12 protein-coding genes are annotated in these 17873 nt (G+C 61.7%); 3 read left to right on the forward strand and 9 right to left on the reverse strand.

Annotated features, from left to right (window positions below):
- Positions 1 to 60: 60 nt before the first annotated feature.
- From BM235_RS06900 to BM235_RS06915, 4 genes are all read right to left on the reverse strand, one after another.
- Positions 61 to 1716: a response regulator transcription factor gene (locus BM235_RS06900; RefSeq protein ID WP_090110873.1), complete on the reverse strand. Its 1656-nt coding sequence runs from the start codon at positions 1714 to 1716 to the stop codon at positions 61 to 63.
- Positions 1691 to 3511, reverse strand: coding sequence for a sensor histidine kinase (locus tag BM235_RS06905; protein WP_090110876.1), 1821 nt, complete (start codon positions 3509 to 3511; stop codon positions 1691 to 1693). The genes BM235_RS06900 and BM235_RS06905 overlap by 26 nt, the downstream gene beginning before the upstream one ends.
- A 232-nt stretch (positions 3512 to 3743) precedes the next feature.
- Complete coding sequence (locus BM235_RS06910; protein WP_090110878.1) at positions 3744 to 5363, reverse strand: ABC-F family ATP-binding cassette domain-containing protein; 1620 nt, start codon at positions 5361 to 5363, stop codon at positions 3744 to 3746.
- Positions 5360 to 6331 (reverse strand): MBL fold metallo-hydrolase, encoded by a 972-nt coding sequence (locus BM235_RS06915; protein ID WP_090110880.1) that lies wholly within the window; start codon positions 6329 to 6331, stop codon positions 5360 to 5362. Before BM235_RS06915 ends, BM235_RS06910 begins: the two co-directional genes overlap by 4 nt.
- Positions 6332 to 6498: 167 nt before the next feature.
- Between BM235_RS06915 and BM235_RS06920 the strand changes: the two genes are divergently transcribed.
- From BM235_RS06920 to BM235_RS06930, 3 genes are all read left to right on the forward strand, one after another.
- Positions 6499 to 7683 carry a conserved virulence factor C family protein gene (locus tag BM235_RS06920; RefSeq protein WP_090110882.1) on the forward strand — a complete coding sequence of 395 codons (1185 nt, stop codon included), beginning with the start codon at positions 6499 to 6501 and terminating at the stop codon, positions 7681 to 7683.
- Between the two features lie 405 nt (positions 7684 to 8088).
- Positions 8089 to 8514 (forward strand): SRPBCC family protein, encoded by a 426-nt coding sequence (locus tag BM235_RS06925; RefSeq protein WP_090110884.1) that lies wholly within the window; start codon positions 8089 to 8091, stop codon positions 8512 to 8514.
- Positions 8514 to 8840, forward strand: a complete 327-nt coding sequence (locus BM235_RS06930) for an ArsR/SmtB family transcription factor (protein ID WP_090110886.1) — start codon at positions 8514 to 8516, stop codon at positions 8838 to 8840. The genes BM235_RS06925 and BM235_RS06930 overlap by 1 nt, the downstream gene beginning before the upstream one ends.
- A 96-nt stretch (positions 8841 to 8936) precedes the next feature.
- Here BM235_RS06930 and BM235_RS06935 read toward each other — a convergent pair whose 3' ends face one another.
- The 5 genes from BM235_RS06935 to adhE all read right to left on the reverse strand — a co-directional run bounded on the left by BM235_RS06935 (position 8937) and on the right by adhE (position 17841).
- On the reverse strand, positions 8937 to 11252 hold the full coding sequence (locus tag BM235_RS06935; RefSeq protein ID WP_090110888.1) for a putative bifunctional diguanylate cyclase/phosphodiesterase: 2316 nt from the start codon (positions 11250 to 11252) through the stop codon (positions 8937 to 8939).
- A gap of 129 nt (positions 11253 to 11381) precedes the next feature.
- Positions 11382 to 12005 carry a molybdenum cofactor guanylyltransferase gene (locus tag BM235_RS06940; RefSeq protein WP_090110890.1) on the reverse strand — a complete coding sequence of 208 codons (624 nt, stop codon included), beginning with the start codon at positions 12003 to 12005 and terminating at the stop codon, positions 11382 to 11384.
- Between the two features lie 131 nt (positions 12006 to 12136).
- Complete coding sequence (gene pflA, locus BM235_RS06945; RefSeq protein WP_090110892.1) at positions 12137 to 12880, reverse strand: pyruvate formate-lyase-activating protein; 744 nt, start codon at positions 12878 to 12880, stop codon at positions 12137 to 12139.
- 53 nt (positions 12881 to 12933) lie between these two features.
- The gene (gene pflB, locus BM235_RS06950) at positions 12934 to 15204 is read right to left on the reverse strand and encodes a formate C-acetyltransferase (protein WP_090110894.1); all 2271 of its coding nucleotides are present in this window, start codon (positions 15202 to 15204) and stop codon (positions 12934 to 12936) included.
- Positions 15205 to 15234: 30 nt separating this feature from the next.
- Complete coding sequence (gene adhE, locus BM235_RS06955; protein WP_090110896.1) at positions 15235 to 17841, reverse strand: bifunctional acetaldehyde-CoA/alcohol dehydrogenase; 2607 nt, start codon at positions 17839 to 17841, stop codon at positions 15235 to 15237.
- Positions 17842 to 17873 lie beyond the last annotated feature (32 nt).

A 17873-nucleotide genomic window follows, 5' to 3' on the forward strand; every position in this document is an offset into this window, starting at 1 on the left:
GACGCCTCCTTTGCGATGATGATATCCTCATCATAAGCATCGGAGGCGGATGGCTGAATTCTATTTCTTCGGCAATTCGCTATCAATTTTTCCGGTTGCGGACGCCCGCTGCCGATAGTCGGACGGCGTCACGCCGTACGTTCGCTTGAACTTCGAGCTAAAGTAGCTGGCGTTGGAGAAGCCCGTCAGCTCCGCGATGTCCCACAGGCTTAGCTGCGTACCCTCCAGCAGCCGGATCGCCTGTGCCATCCGGGCGTCGGTCACGTATTGAATGAACGTCTTGCCGACCTTGCTCTTGAACATTTCCGAGAAATAGGAGGGGTTGTAGTTGAACCGTTCGGCCAGGTCGGTCAGGTTCAGGTCCGTCATATAATTCTCGTCGATAAAGCGCAGCACGGCGTCGATGAGCGCATGATCGCTCTCCTCCGCTTCGTGCCGATGCTGCAGCGCCACCTTCTCGGCGATCCGCGTCAGAAATACGCGGGCCTTGTCCGCGGTATCCAGCGCGAGCGCCATCTCGGGGCGCAGCCACAGCTGCTCCGCGTGGTCCAGCGCGATGCCCGACTCGTTCGCCTGCGACTCGAGCTGCAGGTACAGCTGGAAGATGACCTTGACGAAGCCGGCCTGCGAAGCCGCGAACGCCTCGTCCAGCGGCAGGCGGATCGCGCGCTCGAACGCTTCGGGTTCTCCGCGTTCCAGATAGCGCTCGATCACCTTGAGCTCCTCGCCGGTCATCGCTGTCCGGCCTGCGGGCGACCGGCGGTCCTCCTCGTGGAGCCCGCTCCCGGACAGATTCCAGGCGAGCAGCGACGAGAGGTAGCCCTCCTTCCACTGCTTGAAGCCGATCGCGGGCCGGCCGATTCCGACGGCCAGCTCGAAGCCGAGCAGCGCGGCCGTTTGCTCCGCGAGCTGGGCAGCGAAGTCCCCCAGCCAAGCCTCGCTCTCGACGGTCGCGAAGTGGACGAGACCCGGGTAGCCCGCATCGCGAAACGCCTCGCAAGCCCCGCCGCTCTCCAGCGCCCGCTCCCTGCAGATCAGCTCGAGCGGCAGGCGGAACTGGTCCGGGGAACGGTCCGGGTTCCCGCCGATCGTTGCGCCATCCACTTCAGCCTGCGCAGGCTGGCGGTTCGCAGGCGCCCGCTCTCGCAAGCCGACGGTCAAGAAGCGGACCTCCGCCTCCGACCAAGCGTCCAGCCCGAATCTGCGTGCCCGCTCCAAAGCCGCAGCCTCCCGGTCCACCTCGCCTTTGATAAGACGGACGACGAAGTGCTCCTTCATCTCTTTGTAGTACTGCGAGAGCTCCCACCGGGTCCGCTCCTCGCGCGCCGTCTCCTGCCGTTCGCCGTCCAGTTCGCCGGTCACCTTCGAGAGCACGTCGGCCAGCTCGTCGGCGGCGACGGGCTTCAGCAGATAGTCGCTGGCCTGGTGCCGCAGCGCGGCTCTCGCATATTGAAAGTCCTCGTAGCCCGTAATGACGACGAGACGGATGTCGGGATGGCGCTCGCGGCACGCCTCGAGGAACGAGACGCCGTCCATGACCGGCATGTTCATATCCGTGATAACGATGTCGTAGGCTTCGTCCTCCAGGCGCTCCAACGCCTCGACGCCGTTCGAAGCCTCCCCGGCCAGTTCAAGCCCGAGCTTGCCCGCATCGATTTTCAGCCTCAGGCCCTGCCGGATCTCCGGTTCGTCATCCACGATCAATACTCGGTACATCGCTGGACGCCTCCTGTACGGGAATGATGAGTTCAATGCGCGTGCCCGTTCCGTCCGCGGCATTGATTCGCACTTCAAACAGCGAGCCGTAATACAAGCGGCAGCGCGCGAGCACGTTGCCCAGCCCGATCTGCCGCTCCCGGCTGCTCAGAATCTCGTCGAGCCTGGACGCGGATCCTTCGATCAGCTGCAGGCGCAGCTGCTCGGGCATGCCGGGCCCGTTGTCTGATACGCACAGATGCAGGCGCCCGTCCGTCCGGAACGCCCGGACTTCCACGATCGCCTCGGGATGCTGCCTGAAGCCGTACTTCACGGCGTTTTCGATGAGCGGCTGCAAAATGAATTTCACGACGGTCAGCGACGCTACGTCTCCTTCTTCCACGATCGAAAGACGCAGCTTATCCCCGAAGCGCACCTGCAGGATCGACGCGTAATCCCGCACGTACTTCATTTCCTCCTTCAGGCCGACCAGGTCGTCGCTCAGGCGAAGCGAGAAGCGCAGCATTTTGCCGAGCGAAACGATCACCTTGACCGTGTCGTCCGTCCGCTTCTGCATGGCGAGGCTGCTGAGCAGTTCCAGCGTATTGAACAGGAAATGCGGGTTGATCTGCATGAGCAGCGCTTTGTACTCGGCCTGCTGCCGCAGCAGCTTCAGCTCGAATTCGCTTTGGATATGCTGGCGAAGGCGAACGATCATGGTGCGGAAGGTCGCGGTGGCGAAGCCGACCTCGCTCCGGACGCGCCGCGCGGGCGGCAGCCGGCTCTCGGCGCTGTCGAAGTCGCCGCGCTGCACGTGGCGCATCGCGGACACGAGCCGAGAGAGCGGCTTGGTGACGCCGTGCGACAGCCAAAATGCGAGGAACAGCGAGACGACCAGCAGGAGCGCGAACAGGAACACGATGCTGTTGCGCAGCTTCAGCAGTTGCGCATACAGGTCACGCTCGGAGACGAAGCCGACCAGCATCCAGTCCGTCAACGCCAGCTTCTTATATACGAGGATTTGGGACTGTCCCTGCTCGTTTTTGAAATAAACGACGCCCTGCTTGCGCCAGCCCTTCTGCACGGCTTCGACCTGGCTCTGCGCCTCTCCTTGCGAGCCGTACTCGCTCTGGGAGAGCAGCGGGTTGCCCCCGCGATCGAGCAAGTAGATCGTGCCGCTCTCCCCGAGGTGAATCCGGTTCAGCGGCTCGAGGAAATAGTCGGCGCTTACATTTACCTTCAGCACGTTGCGCGCCTGCGACGGCTCGAAGACGCCGAGCGGCATCAGCATGCTGACGACCGGATGCGCGTTGCCGCGGATCTGCAGCTCGACGTCGTCGGTATGCGCCGGCAGCCAGCGTTCGTTCGCGGTCTTGAAGCTGCGATACCACTGCTGGTCCAGGAACGACTTGTCGCGCACGACCTGATTGCTCATGCTGACCCACAGGCCTTCCTGGCGATAAATCGCGACGGAAGAGACGCTCGTGTAGCTGTTGTTCGTCTGCGATAGATATTTGCTCATCTGCAGATGCGCCAGCATCTTCTCGCCTTCCGGCAGATTCGGGTCCGACGCGGCCTCGTCCCATTCGTCCGTCAGGTCGCTGTTGAAGATGAGCGAAGCGAGGTCGTAGATCTGCGTCTGCACCATGTCGACGTACGAGCCGTACTCGTCCATTTTCTCCAGCGCCGAAGATTCGATGTAGGAGCGGATGATCGAGCGGGATTCGTTGAAGATCAGCACGGACAGCGCGCCGAACGACAGGACGAACAGCAGGACAAAAAAGGCGATCAGCCGGTTTCTGAGCGAATAGAACATAGTCGTCCCCTTCATCGCGGTATGAGTTTAACCATCATACCACAAAAAAAAGAGAGCCCCCGGCATCCGGCCGGAAGGCTCTTAAGAAAGATATATTGAAAAGGGGGGTCACTCATACATTGTACAAATCGACCGCAGTTGAAACGAAAATGCACATTACAATTGTGTTACAGAAATGTCGAAGCTTCGAAAATGTACCGGAGGCCTTACCGTCAGGCGCTCCGTCGGCTTATCAAGCCGGCAGCATGCGCGCGCGCAGGGCCGCGATCTCCGGGTTTTCCAGGTATTCGTCGTACGTCGTCATCCGGTCGATCAAGCCGTTCGGCGTGATCTCGATGATGCGGTTGGCGATCGTCTGGATGAACTGATGGTCATGCGACGTGAAGATCATCGTCTCGTCGGTGTCGACGAGCGCGTTGTTCAGCGCCGTGATGGACTCGAGGTCCAAGTGGTTGGTCGGCTCGTCGAGCAGCAGCGTGTTGGCGCTGGTCAGCATCATCTTGGACAGCATGCAGCGGACCTTCTCGCCCCCCGACAGCACGGACGCCTTCTTCAGCGCTTCGTCGCCGGAGAACAGCATCCGGCCGAGGAAGCCGCGGATGAACGACTCGTCCTGGTCCTTGGAGTACTGGCGCAGCCAGTCGACGAGCGAATCGTCGTTGCCTTCGAAGTAAGCCGAGTTGTCCTTGGGGAAATACGCCGGCGTAATCGTGACGCCCCACTGCACGGAGCCTTCGTCCGGCTCGACCTCGTTCATCATCACCTGGAACAGGGCGGTCTTGGCCTGTCCGTACGGACCGACCAGCGCGATCTTGTCGCCCTTGTTCACGACGAAGGACACGCCGTCCAGCAGCTTCTCGCCGTCGACCGTCAGGCTGACGTTGTCGACCGTGACGATCTGCTTGCCCGCTTCGCGCTCCGGCTTGAACTGGATGAACGGATATTTGCGGCTCGACGGACGGATGTCGTCCAGCGAGATCTTGTCGAGCATCTTGCGGCGGCTGGTCGCTTGCTTGGCCTTGGACTTGTTCGCCGAGAAGCGCTGGATGAACGCCTGCAGCTCCTTGATCTTGTCTTCCTTCTTCTTGTTCTGGTCGCGCATCAGCTGAGTGGCGAGCTGGCTCGACTCGTACCAGAAGTCGTAGTTGCCCACGTACATCTGGATCTTGGCGAAGTCGATGTCCGCGATATGCGTACAAACCTGGTTCAGGAAGTGACGGTCGTGCGATACGACGATGACGGTGCCGGTGTAACGCGCCAGGAACTCTTCGAGCCAGTTGATCGATTCGAGGTCCAAGTGGTTGGTAGGCTCGTCGAGCAGCAGAATGTTCGGCTGGCCGAACAACGCCTGCGCCAGCAGAACGCGAACCTTTGCGTTGCCGTCAAGCTCGGACATCTGCTTGTCATGAAGGTCGGTCGTGATGCCGAGGCCGTTCAGCATTTCGGCCGCGTCGCTCTCGGCTTCCCAGCCGTTCATCTCCGCGAACTCGGCCTCGAGCTCGCCCGCGCGCATGCCGTCCTCGTCGGTGAAGTCTGCCTTCGCGTAGATGGCGTCCTTCTCCTTCATCACTTGATACAGGCGCTCGTAGCCCATAATAACGGTGTCGAGCACCTTGAATTCGTCGTACTCGAAGTGGTTCTGCTTGAGCACCGCGAAGCGCTCGCCAGGCGTGATGAACACCTCGCCGCTAGAAGGCTCCACTTCGCCAGACAGAATCTTCAGGAACGTCGACTTGCCCGCTCCGTTCGCGCCGATCAGGCCGTAGCAGTTGCCTGGCGTGAACTTGATGTTGACATCCTCAAAGAGCGGACGCTTGCCGAATCTGAGGCTGACGTTATTAACTGTGATCAATCCAATCCATCCTTTGCTTCGTTATCGATGACATGGCTCCGCGAGAAGCGCATGGTCTCTCCGTGCTGGAGCAGGAAGATTTTCTCCTGCGGAATGCCGAGGCGCGCGCGCTCCGCCTCGAGCCTTTCGAGCGCCTCCATCGGCGTGTCGTCCGACAGCTTGAAAGCGCCGTAGTGCATGGGGACGAAAATATCGGCCTTCAGGTCCTGATAGGCCTTGAGCGCCTCTTCGGGGCTCACGTGCTGCGCGGCCATGAACCACTCGGGGTCGTAGGCGCCGATCGGCATAAGCGCCACGTCGATCTTGAAGCGGCGGCCGATCTCCTCGAAGCCCCTGAAGTAGCCGCTGTCGCCCGCGAAGTAGATCGTCGGACCGTGATGCGTCTCCATGACCCAGCCGCCCCAGTGGGAGTTGTTCATGTCCCAGGGATTGCGCCGGGTCCAGTGCTGGGCCGGCACGAAGGTGAACTTCACGCCGTGCACGGTGCAGTTCTCCCACCAGTGCATCTCGTGAACCTCGCCGAACCCCCTGACCGCCATCTTGCGCTTCAGGCCGGCCGGTACGTACAGCCGCTTGGGCCCCCGCAGGCGGCGCAGCGATCCGAAGTGCAGGTGGTCGTAGTGAGAATGGGAGACGAGCACGAGGTCGACGGACGGCATGTCGGACAGCTCGACGCCGGGCGGCGCCAGCCGCTTCTGCAGCGCCATGCGGCGCGCCCATACCGGGTCGGTGACGATATTAAGGCCGCCCATCTGCAGCAAAAACGTAGAATGCCCGATCCAGGTAACGGACGGCTCTTGACGGTTATGATGAAGGAATGGCAGATCCGGCTTCACGTTCGGGACGCATTCCAGATATCCCTTGTTCCTCATCTTCTGCAGGCGTTCCTGACGCCATCGCGCGAACTGGTCCTTCCCCGCGGCGCCCGCGCGAATGGAATCCAGGTTGCCGAAGCGGCTCTTAGGCATGGTACCCCTCCGTTGACGTACTAATCTTACTATAGCAGGAATCAGGCCAATGTTCCAAGACCGATCTGTCACTTAAATACCCCTCCTTTGGCAATACGGAACGCGGTGCGGTATTGTATAGAGAGAGATTGGCGAGATCACCATATGCAAAGCGAGGTCGTGTGTACATGAAGCTGCTGTCAATTGAGCCGACGCCCAGCCCGAATTCAATGAAGCTGAACGTGGACGAAAAGCTGCCTGCCGGCGAGCGCCATACCTATACGATGGACAAAAAAGACCAGCTGCCGCCCTTCGTGGCGAAGCTGCTCGACATTCCCGGCGTGAAGTCGGCGTTCAGGACGGCCGACTTCTTCGCGCTGGACCGCCGCCCGAGCGCGGACTGGGCCGGCATCCTTGCGGCCGTGCGCGAGCTGTTCGGCGCCGCCGCGGACGGCGGAGGCGCCGGCGCGGGCGACGACGCGCTGGCCTATAGCTTCGGCGAAGCCCGCGTGCTCGTTCAGATGTATCGCGGCGTCCCGATGCAGATCCGCGTGCAGAGCGGCGGCCAAGAATCGCGAGCCGCGCTCGGCCAGCGGTTCACGGACGCCGTGAACGAGGCCGCGGGCGGCACGTTCATTCGCGAGCGGCGGCTCGCCGAGTTCGGCGTTCGCTACGGCGAGCCGCAGGAGATTTTGGAGGAGGTCGCGCGCGAGCTGGACGCGGCCTACCCGGACGAGCGGCTGCGCGAGCTGATCGCGGCCGCGCAGGCGGCCGGCGCAGGCGATGGCGCAGCCGCGGCCGACGCGCCCGAAGGCGGCGCCGCGGCGAGCCGGGCGACGACGCCGGACGAGCTGGAGGCGGCGCTTGGCGCGCCGGACTGGCAGACGCGCTATGCGGCGCTGTCGCGGGCGAAGCCGGACGCGGAGCTGCTGCCGCTGCTCGCGCAGGCCGCGCGCGACCCGCAGGTGTCGGTGCGCCGGCTCGCCGTGGTTTACCTCGGCGACCTGCGCATTCCCGAAGCGTTGCCGCCGCTGCTGGCCGCGCTGAAGGATTCGTCGGCGGCCGTGCGCCGGACGGCCGGGGACACGCTCTCGGACATCGGCGATCCCGCCGCGGGTCCGGCGATGGCAGAGGCGCTGGGCGACGCCAACAAGCTCGTGCGCTGGCGCGCCGCGCGCTTCCTGTACGAGGCCGGCGACGAGTCCGCGGTGGAGGCGCTGGAGCGACTGGCTGCGGCCGAGACCGAGTTCGAGGTGAAGCTGCAGGCCGAGATCGCCATCGCCCGCATCCGCAGCGGCGAAGAAGCCGCCGGCTCGGTCTGGCAGCAGATGACGCGGATGCGCGAGCAGCGGCAAGGCGAAGACGAAGCGTAAAGGCAAGCTTGCCCGCTCCCGCGATTCGAAGCGCTTGAACATCTCGTCCGCTGTGCAGGTTCGGTCGATTACCGTCGGGCGTCTCTTAGCGAAAATTCGAGGGCAAGCGAAGGAAGGCGGGTTCCCGCCGACGGAACCTTGCTCTTCCATACATTCGGCAAGCAACGAGTCAATCGATACAGGCATGCAAGCGAGACAAGCGATGGAGGCGAGTGCGGACGATGTCCGCATTCGCTTTCCTGTTTGAAGGGGATATCGTTAAAACGGGAAAAATAGAGGTTGTATCTGCATGCCATAGGCCCAAGAAACTTTTGTATGGCACCCTGTTGACAGGAAACCATTTAGTTTCGTATGATGTGTTTGCGAAACCAAATGGTTTCCTTTATTTCAAGGAGGTTAAATGGAATGAACGAATCCCGCAAATTGCCCGATATCGTACGTACCCTTGAGTTGAACGCGCCGATCGAGAAGGTTTGGAACATGGTATCCACGGCAGAAGGCATCTCCGCCTGGTTCATGCCACCGAACGGCTTCGAGCCGGTCGTCGGCCATGAATTCACGCTGAACGCGGGACAGTTCGGCATGTCTCCGTGCAAAATCACGGCGTTCGATCCGCCCGAGCGGCTCTCCTTTAATTGGGGCAAGGACTGGACGCTGTCGTTCGATCTAAAGCCGCTGGCAAATGCGCGTACTTCATTCACGCTAACTCACGGCGGCTGGGACGAGGACGCACTGACCGAATTCGGCCAGCCGCACGGCTCGATCCGCGAGCACATGAGCGAAGGCTGGACCGGCATCGTGGCCAAGCTTCAAAGGCTGGTCGAAGCCTGATGGGACAAGCGCTGCCGCAGCACGACGTCTACCAGGCGATCGCCGATCCGAGCCGTCGGCGGCTGCTTCGCCTGCTGACGCAAGGCGAGCAGCCGCTGTCGGCGCTCAGCAGCAAGTTCGACATGAGCCGGACCGCCGTCTCGAAGCATCTGCGCGTCCTCCGGGAGGCCGGCCTCGTTACCGAGCGACGCGCGGGGCGCGAGACACGTTACGCTTTCCGACCCGAGCCGCTGGCGGAGCTTAAAGACTGGCTGTCCTACTTCGAACAATTCTGGGACAACAAGCTGGCGATTTTGAAGCATCTTGTAGAAGAAGACCCTTCGTAACCCGGACGCCCCGACGCCAAAGAGGCCGAAGGCCGCCGCTCTCCGTTAAAGGGAGTCAGCGGCCTTCGGCCTCTTTTTGTTTACTCGACCGGCCGATTAGGTCTTCCAATGTTCCAGCAGCACTTTGCGGATCAGCTCCGCCGGCTGCGGGCGGTAGAACAGGAAGCCCTGGATATCGTCGCAATCGTGCTCGGCGAGGAAGTCGTACTGCGCCTCGGTCTCGACGCCTTCCGCCACGACGGATAGATTCAAGCGACGGGCGACGAGCATCATCGCGTGTATGATCGCCTCGTCCCGGTCGTCCTTGCCGATACCGCTCACGAACGACCGGTCGATTTTGATGCGGCTGATCGGCAGACGCTTAAGATAGCCCAGCGAGGAATGCTGAGTGCCGAAGTCGTCGATCGACAGCGTGATGCCCATGTCTCGCAGCTGCTCGAGCGCCGGCAGATTCTCGTTTTTCATCGCCATGTTCTCAGTGATCTCCAGCTCGAGGCTGCGCGGATCAACGCCGGTCTCCTCCAATACGCCGCGCACGGACGCCGCCACATCGCTGGACGCGAACTGGCGGGCGGACAGGTTGACCGCCATGCGCAGCTCCGGAAATCCGGCTTCCTGCCAAGCTTTGTTCTGCGTGCAGGCAACGCGCAGCACCCATTCCCCGATCTCTACGATGAGCCCCGTCTCCTCGGCGAGCGGGATGAAGCGCTGCGGCGAGACCGGGCCGAGCTTCGGATGATTCCAGCGCAGCAGCGCCTCCATGCCTACGAGGCGTCCGCTCCCCGCTTGAATCTGCGGCTGGTAGTGCAGCTCGAACTCTCCCCGGGACAGCGCCTTGCGCAGATAGCTCCGCAGCTCCATCTGCTCGTCCGCGCCGGCAGGCGCGGAGCCGTCGTACCATTTGTAACGGTTTTTGCCGGCTTCCTTCGCGGCGTACATCGCCTTGTCCGCGTGCCGGATCAGCGTAGGCGCGTCCTCGCCCTGATCGGGATATAGGGCGATGCCGACGCTCGCAGTCAAGTAATACTCGGCCCCCTTGAGATGGAAAGGCTGGCGAAAAAGCTCGATGACCTGCTCCGCAAGACGTTTCCCTTCGTCGGGATCTTCCACGTTCGGCAGGATAATCGTGAATTCGTCTCCTCCGATCCGAAAAAGAGCAAGGCCGGGATGCTGGTCGCCTTGAACGCTCTGCAGCCGTTGGGCGGCTTCCTTGAGCAGCATATCCCCATACATGTGGCCGAGGGTATCGTTAACCAGCTTGAACTGGTCCAAATCGAGATACAACAGCGCCAGCTTGCACCCCAGACGCCGGGCGGCCGCCGTCTGCTCCTCGAGACTGATATTAAAATACGTTCGGTTGTACACGCCGGTCACCGCATCGTGGTATGCCATATGCCGCAGCGCCTGCTCCTTGCTCTCTAGTACCCGATTCTGCTCACGGAGCTCTTCCTCGATCGCGAGCAGCTCCTCGTTGGACGCTTCGATCGTCTCGTTCGCCTGTTGAAGCTCGCGCGTCCGTTCGCGGACCTTGACGTCGAGCTTTGCTTTCCCGGTTAGCTGCACGTACAGCAGGTATAGGATCAGCGCCACGGAGATCAGGCTGAAGATGCGAATCGTTAGCACCTTGCCCGCGATCTCCCGCAGCCGGCCCTCCTTCAGCTTGCCAACGAGCGCCCACTCGCCTTCCGGCAGCTTTACCGTCTCTCTCAGATTGTCGCCTTCGAACGTCTCTTCGTCGCCGAGCAGCAGACGGCCGTTCGCACGCAGCGCAAGCTCCAGCACGCCGGTATCGGAGGACTGAATACCTTCATTGACCAGTGCCGGAACGTCGAGCACGACCGAGGAAAAGCCCCAGAAGCGGCCGTCCACGAAGATCGACTGGCGCGTCAGCAACCCCAATCCGCCCTGAGCCAGCTCGAGGGGTCCCATCAGGGTAACCGATTTGGTCTTCATCGTACGCCTCGCGTTGTCCCGCACTTCCGGATCCGCATGCTTGAACAAATCGAGCCCGAGCATCGCCTCGTTGCCCTTGAGCGGGTATACATAGCTGGCGATGCCGTTCGGGTAAAGGGATAAATTGCGCACGTCCGGAAAAGCGGGCACGAAGTGGGCGGCGAACGCGTTGAATCGCGAGACGTCGATGTTCCCGCCGTTCATGAGCTCGATGTCGGCGAACGCTTGGAGGCTCTCCGACAGCAGCAGGCGCCGCTCGACCGCCAGGCGCAGCGAATTGGCTTGGGAAGCCAGCTCCGAGGAAGCGTCCTGGTCGGCCTGCCGAACGAGCCGTTCCTCGTAAAGCGACGTGCTCCAGGCGATCAAAATGACGAGAACGGCGAAAACAACAAGCAGCAGCGCCCAAATGCCGAGCGCTGCTTTTTTGGCGGAGACAGGAATCGATTGGGTTGAACGCATGGATGACTTTCCCCCGGAGTCGGACTGTACATAGCTATTTCAACATGAAACGACAATTTCCTGCATAGCGGCCGAAGGACGTTGCGTACATGGGAGAAATGCAGAGCTATGCGCAAATAAAAAACGGAGTCAGCCGGTAGAGCGGGCAGCAACCAGCAGGCTCAAGGCTTGCTCATATTCCGCCTGGCTATGGATCTCGAACGAAAAGTCCGGCGCGCCCGGCTCCCGCCCGGTCTCGGCCGGTACGCCCAGCCATTGCACGCGGCCGAGCAGCGCTTCCATGCTCTCGCTCCCGGCCATGAGCAGCGCGGCGACGACCTCCGAGCACCGGCTGTCGTACAGCCCGTGCAGCGGGACCGGCCTCTCGCGCACGATCGGGATGACGGCCTGCGCGCCGTCCGAGAAGCCGGTCATCAAGCGGCGCGCCTCTTCGGCCGAAACAAAAGGCATATCGGAGCCCGCGATCCATACCAGGGGATTCCGGGCGAGACGAAGCGCCGAATGCATGCCGCCAAGCGGTCCGCGTCCGGGAAAGTAATCCGTGATGATGCGCACGGAAGAATCCAGCACGTCGAAAAACGGCCTCGGCGTATCGGTGACGACGATGATTTCTTTGCACAACTTGCGCATTTCCCGCACTTGTCTGACGACCGCCGGTTCGTCCTGCAGCGGCAGAAGCGCTTTCAGCGTTCCTGCAAGGAGCGCTTTCGGGCCGCCGGCGAGAATCGCGCCTGTAACGGATGCGGTGGACATGTCGTTCTCTCCTTTCAAAGGTTGCGGTAAATCTCCGCAGATGCGATAAATAACGGCTCGGATTTTCCTGCACGAAGAGACGCGCAAGACGCTTCCCCGCCGTCGATGCCCGGGAGAAGCGTCCTTGCGTCCTACCGCGCAGCCTTCGATGCCCGCATGCCTTGCTCGATCAGCCGATTCGCCCGATTCACTTCCTCCGGCGACGGCTCCGGCACACCGTCCAGCCTGTAGGCTCTGCCGAGCTGCTCCCACTTGTACACGCCCATCCGATGGTACGGCAGCACCTCGACCTTGTCGACGCCGCGAAGCTCGCCGATGAATTCGCCCAGCGCCATAAGCTCCGACATCCCGTCGGTCCAGCCGGGTACGAGCACCCGCCGGATCCACATCGGGATGCCGGCGTCCGACAGATGCCTGGCAAAGGCAAGGATACGGTCGTTCGGCTGCGTCGTGAGATGCTCGTGCCCGTCGCGATCGATCATTTTCAGATCGAGCAGCACCAGGTCGGTCGCCGCGAGCAGCCGTTCGGCGTGATGCGGATCGCAGAAGCCGGACGAGTCGAGCGCGGTATGCAGGCCCCAGCGTTCCTTGCATTTCTCGAATAGCTCCGCGACAAAAGGGGCCTGCAGCGTCGGCTCGCCGCCCGTGACGGTGATGCCGCCGCCGGACCTTTTATAGAAGGGAACGTACGGTTCGATCTCGGCCAATATGTCGTCGACCGTGCGCAGTTGCCCGCTCTTGGTATCCCAGGAATCCGGATTATGGCAGTACGCGCATTGAAGCGCGCAGCCTTGCATGAAGAGCACGAAGCGGATGCCCGGACCGTCGACCGTCCCGAACGTTTCCAGAGAGTGAATTCTCCCGGCATGATGCATCGTCAAGTCTCCTCTCCGTTATTCGAATACGCGGTCGGCGATCCCCGCTTTCGTCAGATCGAGCCGTGGAACGTTCGGTTAATGACGTCTAGCTGTTGCTCGCGCGTCAGCTTGATGAAGTTGACGGCGTATCCCGAGACGCGAATCGTCAGCTGCGGATATTGCTCCGGATGCTCCATCGCGTCAAGCAGCTGCTCGCGGTTGAACACGTTGATGTTCAGATGATGGCCGCCCTTGTCGGCGTAGCCGTCAAGCAGCGACACCAGGTTGCCTACGCGGGTGTCCTCTTCGCGGCCGAGCGCCTTCGGAATGATCGAAAACGTGTTCGAGATGCCGTCGAGGCAGTTGTGGTACGGCAGCTTGGCGACCGAGCTCAGCGAGGCGAGCGCTCCCTTGCGGTCGCGGCCGTGCATCGGATTCGCCCCCGGCGCGAACGGCTCGCCGGCCTTGCGGCCGTCAGGCGTGCTGCCGGTCTTCTTGCCGTAGACGACGTTCGACGTAATCGTCAGCACCGACAGCGTCGGCATCGAGCCGCGGTACGTCTGGCGCTTGCGCAGCTTCGACATAAACGCGTCCGTCAGGTCGACCGCGATATCGTCGACCCGCGAATCGTTGTTGCCGAATTGCGGATATTCGCCTTCGATCTCAAAGTCGACCGCAAGGCCCTTGTCGTTGCGAATCGGCTTGACCTTGGCGTACTTGATCGCGGACAGCGAATCGGCGACGACCGAGAGGCCGGCGATGCCGGTTGCCATCGTGCGCAGGATTTCCGTATCGTGCAGCGCCATCTCGATGCGTTCGTAGCTGTACTTGTCATGCATGTAGTGAATGACGTTCAGCGTGTTGATATAAAGCTTCGACAGCCATTCCAGCACCTCGTCGTACCGCTCCATCACCTGATCGTAGTCGAGATAGTCGCCGGTCAGCGGCGCAAGCTCGGGCCCGACCTGCACGCCCAGCTTTTCATCCTTGCCGCCGTTGATCGCATACAGCAACGCCTTGGCGAGGTTGGCACGCGCGCCGAAGAACTGCATCTGCTTGCCGATCCGCATCGCGGATACGCAGCAGGCAATGCCGTAGTCGTCGCCGTAGATCGGGCGCATCAGGTCGTCGTTTTCGTACTGGATCGAGCTCGTGTCGACGGATACCTTGGCGCAGTAGTCTTTGAAGCCCTCCGGCAGCTCCGTCGACCACAGCACCGTCAGGTTCGGCTCCGGCGCGGGTCCGAGATTATACAGCGTGTGCAGGAAGCGGAAAGAGTTCTTGGTGACGCGCGTCGTGCCGTCCTTGCCCATACCGCCGATCGATTCGGTGACCCACGTCGGATCGCCGCTGAACAGCTCGTTGTAATCCGGCGTCCGCAGGAATTTGACCAGCCTCAGCTTCATGACCAGATGGTCGATCAGCTCCTGCGCCTGCTCTTCGTCGAGCGTGCCTTCTCGCAGGTCGCGTTCGATATAGACGTCGAGGAAGCTCGATACGCGTCCGAGACTCATCGCCGCGCCGTTCTGCTCCTTGATCGCGGCCAGGTAGGCAAAGTACAGCCACTGTACCGCTTCCGTCGCGTTCGTCGCAGGTCCCGATATGTCGTAGCCGTAGGAGGCCGCCATCGCTTTGAGCTCGCCGAGCGCCCGAATCTGCTCGGACACTTCCTCGCGCAGACGGATGAGGTCTTCGCCCATAATATCCTTTTCCAACGCGGTCAGGTCGGCTTGCTTGGCCGAGATCAGCTTGTCGACGCCGTACAGCGCCGCCCTGCGGTAGTCCCCGATGATTCGGCCGCGGCCGTACGCGTCGGGCAGGCCGGTGATAATCGCCGCCTTGCGGGCGAGGCGCATCTCGGCGGTGTAGGCGTCGAATACGCCCTGGTTGTGCGTCTTGCGGACGTCGGTGAAGGTGCGGACCATCTCGTCAGGCAGCTTGTAGCCGTACGCCTCGCAAGCGTCCTGCGCCATCCGGATGCCGCCGAACGGTTGGATCGAACGCTTCAGCGGCGCATCGGTCTGCAGGCCGACGATCTTTTCCAGCGCTTTGTCGATGTAGCCCGGTCGGTGCGAGACGATCGTGGACACCGTTTCGGTATCGACGTCCAGCACGCCCCCGTTTTCTCGCTCCCGCTTCATCAATGCCAGCACTTGCGTCCACAACTGGCGGGTCGCATCCGTCGGTTCGGCCAGGAACGCGGCGGAGCCTTTAAATGGCGTAAGGTTATGCGCCAAGAAGTCGTTCACGTCCACTGCCGTTTGCCAAGCGCCCGCTTGAAAGCCTCTCCAGCCGTCCAACCGGCCGGCGGATTCGCCGATCGTCTTGTTCAGAATGCTCATGTGCGTTGCCCTCCTATGATCGATCTCCGCTTAGAACTTGCCGTAGAAAGCGTTGCGGTACACGTCAGCGAGCTCGGTAACGAGCGGCATGCGCGGATTCGCGGTCGTGCACTGATCCTCGAACGCCCGATCGGCGAGCTGATCGACGCGCGATTCGAAGTCGGCGGCGTCGAAGCCGAGCGCCTGGAACGACTCCGGAATCTGCAGCGACAAGTTCAGCTGGCGGATGGCGTTGATCAGGCTCGTGACGCCCTCTTCCGTCGTACGTGCCTGCAGTCCGAGCAGCCGCGCGATGTCCGCATAGCGCTTGTCGGCGACGAAGTGGCTGTACTTCGGGAACGAAGCGAACTTCGTCGGCTGCTGCGCGTTGTAGCGGATGACGTGCGGCAGCAGAATCGCGTTGGTGCGTCCGTGCGCCGTGTGATACTGTCCGCCCCATTTATGCGCAAGGCTGTGGTTGATGCCGAGGAACGCGTTGGCGAACGCCATGCCGGCGATGGTCGAGGCGTTGTGCATCTTTTCCCTGGCAACCGGATCAGCCTTGTGGTACGAGGCTTCCAGGTTGTCGAACACGAGCTGGATCGCCTTGAGCGCGAGTCCGTCGGTGAAGTCGTTGGCCATGACCGAGACATACGCTTCGATCGCATGCGTCAGCACGTCCATGCCGGTGTCGGCGACCGCGGTCTTAGGCAGGCTGTAGACATAATCCGGGTCGACGATCGCGACGTCCGGCGTCAGCTCGTAGTCGGCGAGCGGATACTTCGTGTTGCCTTTGTTCTTGTCGGTGATGACCGCGAACGACGTCACTTCCGAACCTGTGCCAGAAGTCGTCGGGATCGCGACGAATTTGGCGTTTTTGCCGAGGCGCGGGTATTTGTATATCCGTTTGCGGATATCCATGAACTTCTGTTTGAGCGAGTCGAAGCTGGAGTCCGGATATTCGTAAAACAGCCACATCGCCTTCGCCGCGTCCATCGGCGAGCCGCCGCCGAGCGCGATGATGCAGTCCGGCTTGAACTGCGCCATCATGCGGGTGCCTCGTTCGACCGTGTCGACCGACGGATCGGGCTCGACATCGCTGAAGATCTCGACCGACACGGGCTCCTTGCGCTTGCGGAGGTAGTACGCCACCTTCTCTACGTAACCGAGCTTCACCATCGCTTCGTCGGTGACGATCATGACGCGGCTGATGTCCGGCATCTTCTCGAGATACTGCGTAGCGCCCTTTTCGAAGTAAATCTTCGGCGGCACCTTGAACCACTGCATGTTAACCGTGCGGTATGCCACGCGCTTCACGTTGATGAGGTTGACGGCGGTCACGTTCGAGGTCGTCGAGTTGTGGCCGTACGAGCCGCAGCCAAGCGTAAGCGAAGGCAGGTTCGTGTTGTAAATGTCGCCGATCGCTCCGTGCGTCGACGGCGCGTTGACGATGATTCGTCCGGTTTGCAGGCGCGCCGAGAATGCGGCGATGACCGCCTGGTCGTTCGAGTGAATGACCGACGAGTGACCCATGCCGCCGAAGGCGATGACCTGCGCGGCGCGCTCGATGCCCTGCTCGGCCGTCTTGACCTTGTAGCAGGCGAGCACGGGACTCAGCTTCTCGGCGGACAGCGGGAACTTGTCTCCGACGCCCAGCAGTTCGGCTACCAGCACTTTTGTCGCCGGCGGCACCTGAATGCCCGCCATCTCTGCGATCTTGGCGGCCGGCTGCCCGACGATGACGGCATTGACCGCGCATTTCTCGGGATTAATGACGAGCCGCGATACGGCCTCGACCTCCTCTTTATTGAGGAAATAACAGCCCTGACGCGACATGAGCGCCTTCGCCTGCTCGTAGATCGGCTCTTCAAGAATGACGGCCTGCTCGGACGCGCAAATCATGCCGTTGTCGAACGTCTTGGACAGGATCAGGTCCGTGACCGCCTGCTCCAGGTCGGCGGTGCGCTCGATGAAGCAGGGAACGTTGCCGGGACCGACGCCGAGGGCCGGCTTGCCGGTGCTGTAAGCCGCCTTCACCATCGCGGAGCCGCCGGTCGCCAGCACGAGCGCGATGTCCTTGTGGTTGATCAGCAGGCCCGTCGCTTCAACGGAAGGATGCTCGATCCATTGGATGCAATGCTCAGGAGCGCCCGCAGCGACTGCAGCATCGAGGAGCGTGCTCGCCGCCGCCGAGCTCGACTTCTGCGCCGACGGGTGGAAGGCGAATATGATCGGATTGCGCGTCTTGGCGGCGATCAGCGACTTAAACATCGTCGTGGACGTCGGGTTCGTGACCGGCGTGATGCCGGCGATGACGCCGACGGGCTCCGCGACCATGCGATAGTTCTCGTACACGTTTTCTTCGATGACGCCGACCGTTTTTTCTGCTTTAATGCTGTGATAGATGTATTCCGTCGCAAAAATGTTTTTCGTGATCTTGTCTTCGTAGACGCCCCGGCCGGTCTCCTCGACCGCGAGCTTGGCAAGCGGCATATGCTTGTCGAGTCCCGCTAGCGCCATGGCCTGAACGATCCGGTCGACCTGCTCCTGATCCAGCTTCATGTAAGCGTCGAGCGCCTTTTTGGCGCGCTCTGCGAGCAGGTTCACCTCGTCCTGCGCAGAGATGATTTCGACTTGCGCTTTTTCCTTCGTTGCCATGCGAATGGCCTCCATTCAGATAGGGTCTGACC

This window comes from Cohnella sp. OV330 (genome assembly GCF_900112065.1).
Classification (GTDB): Bacteria; Bacillota; Bacilli; order Paenibacillales; family Paenibacillaceae; genus Cohnella.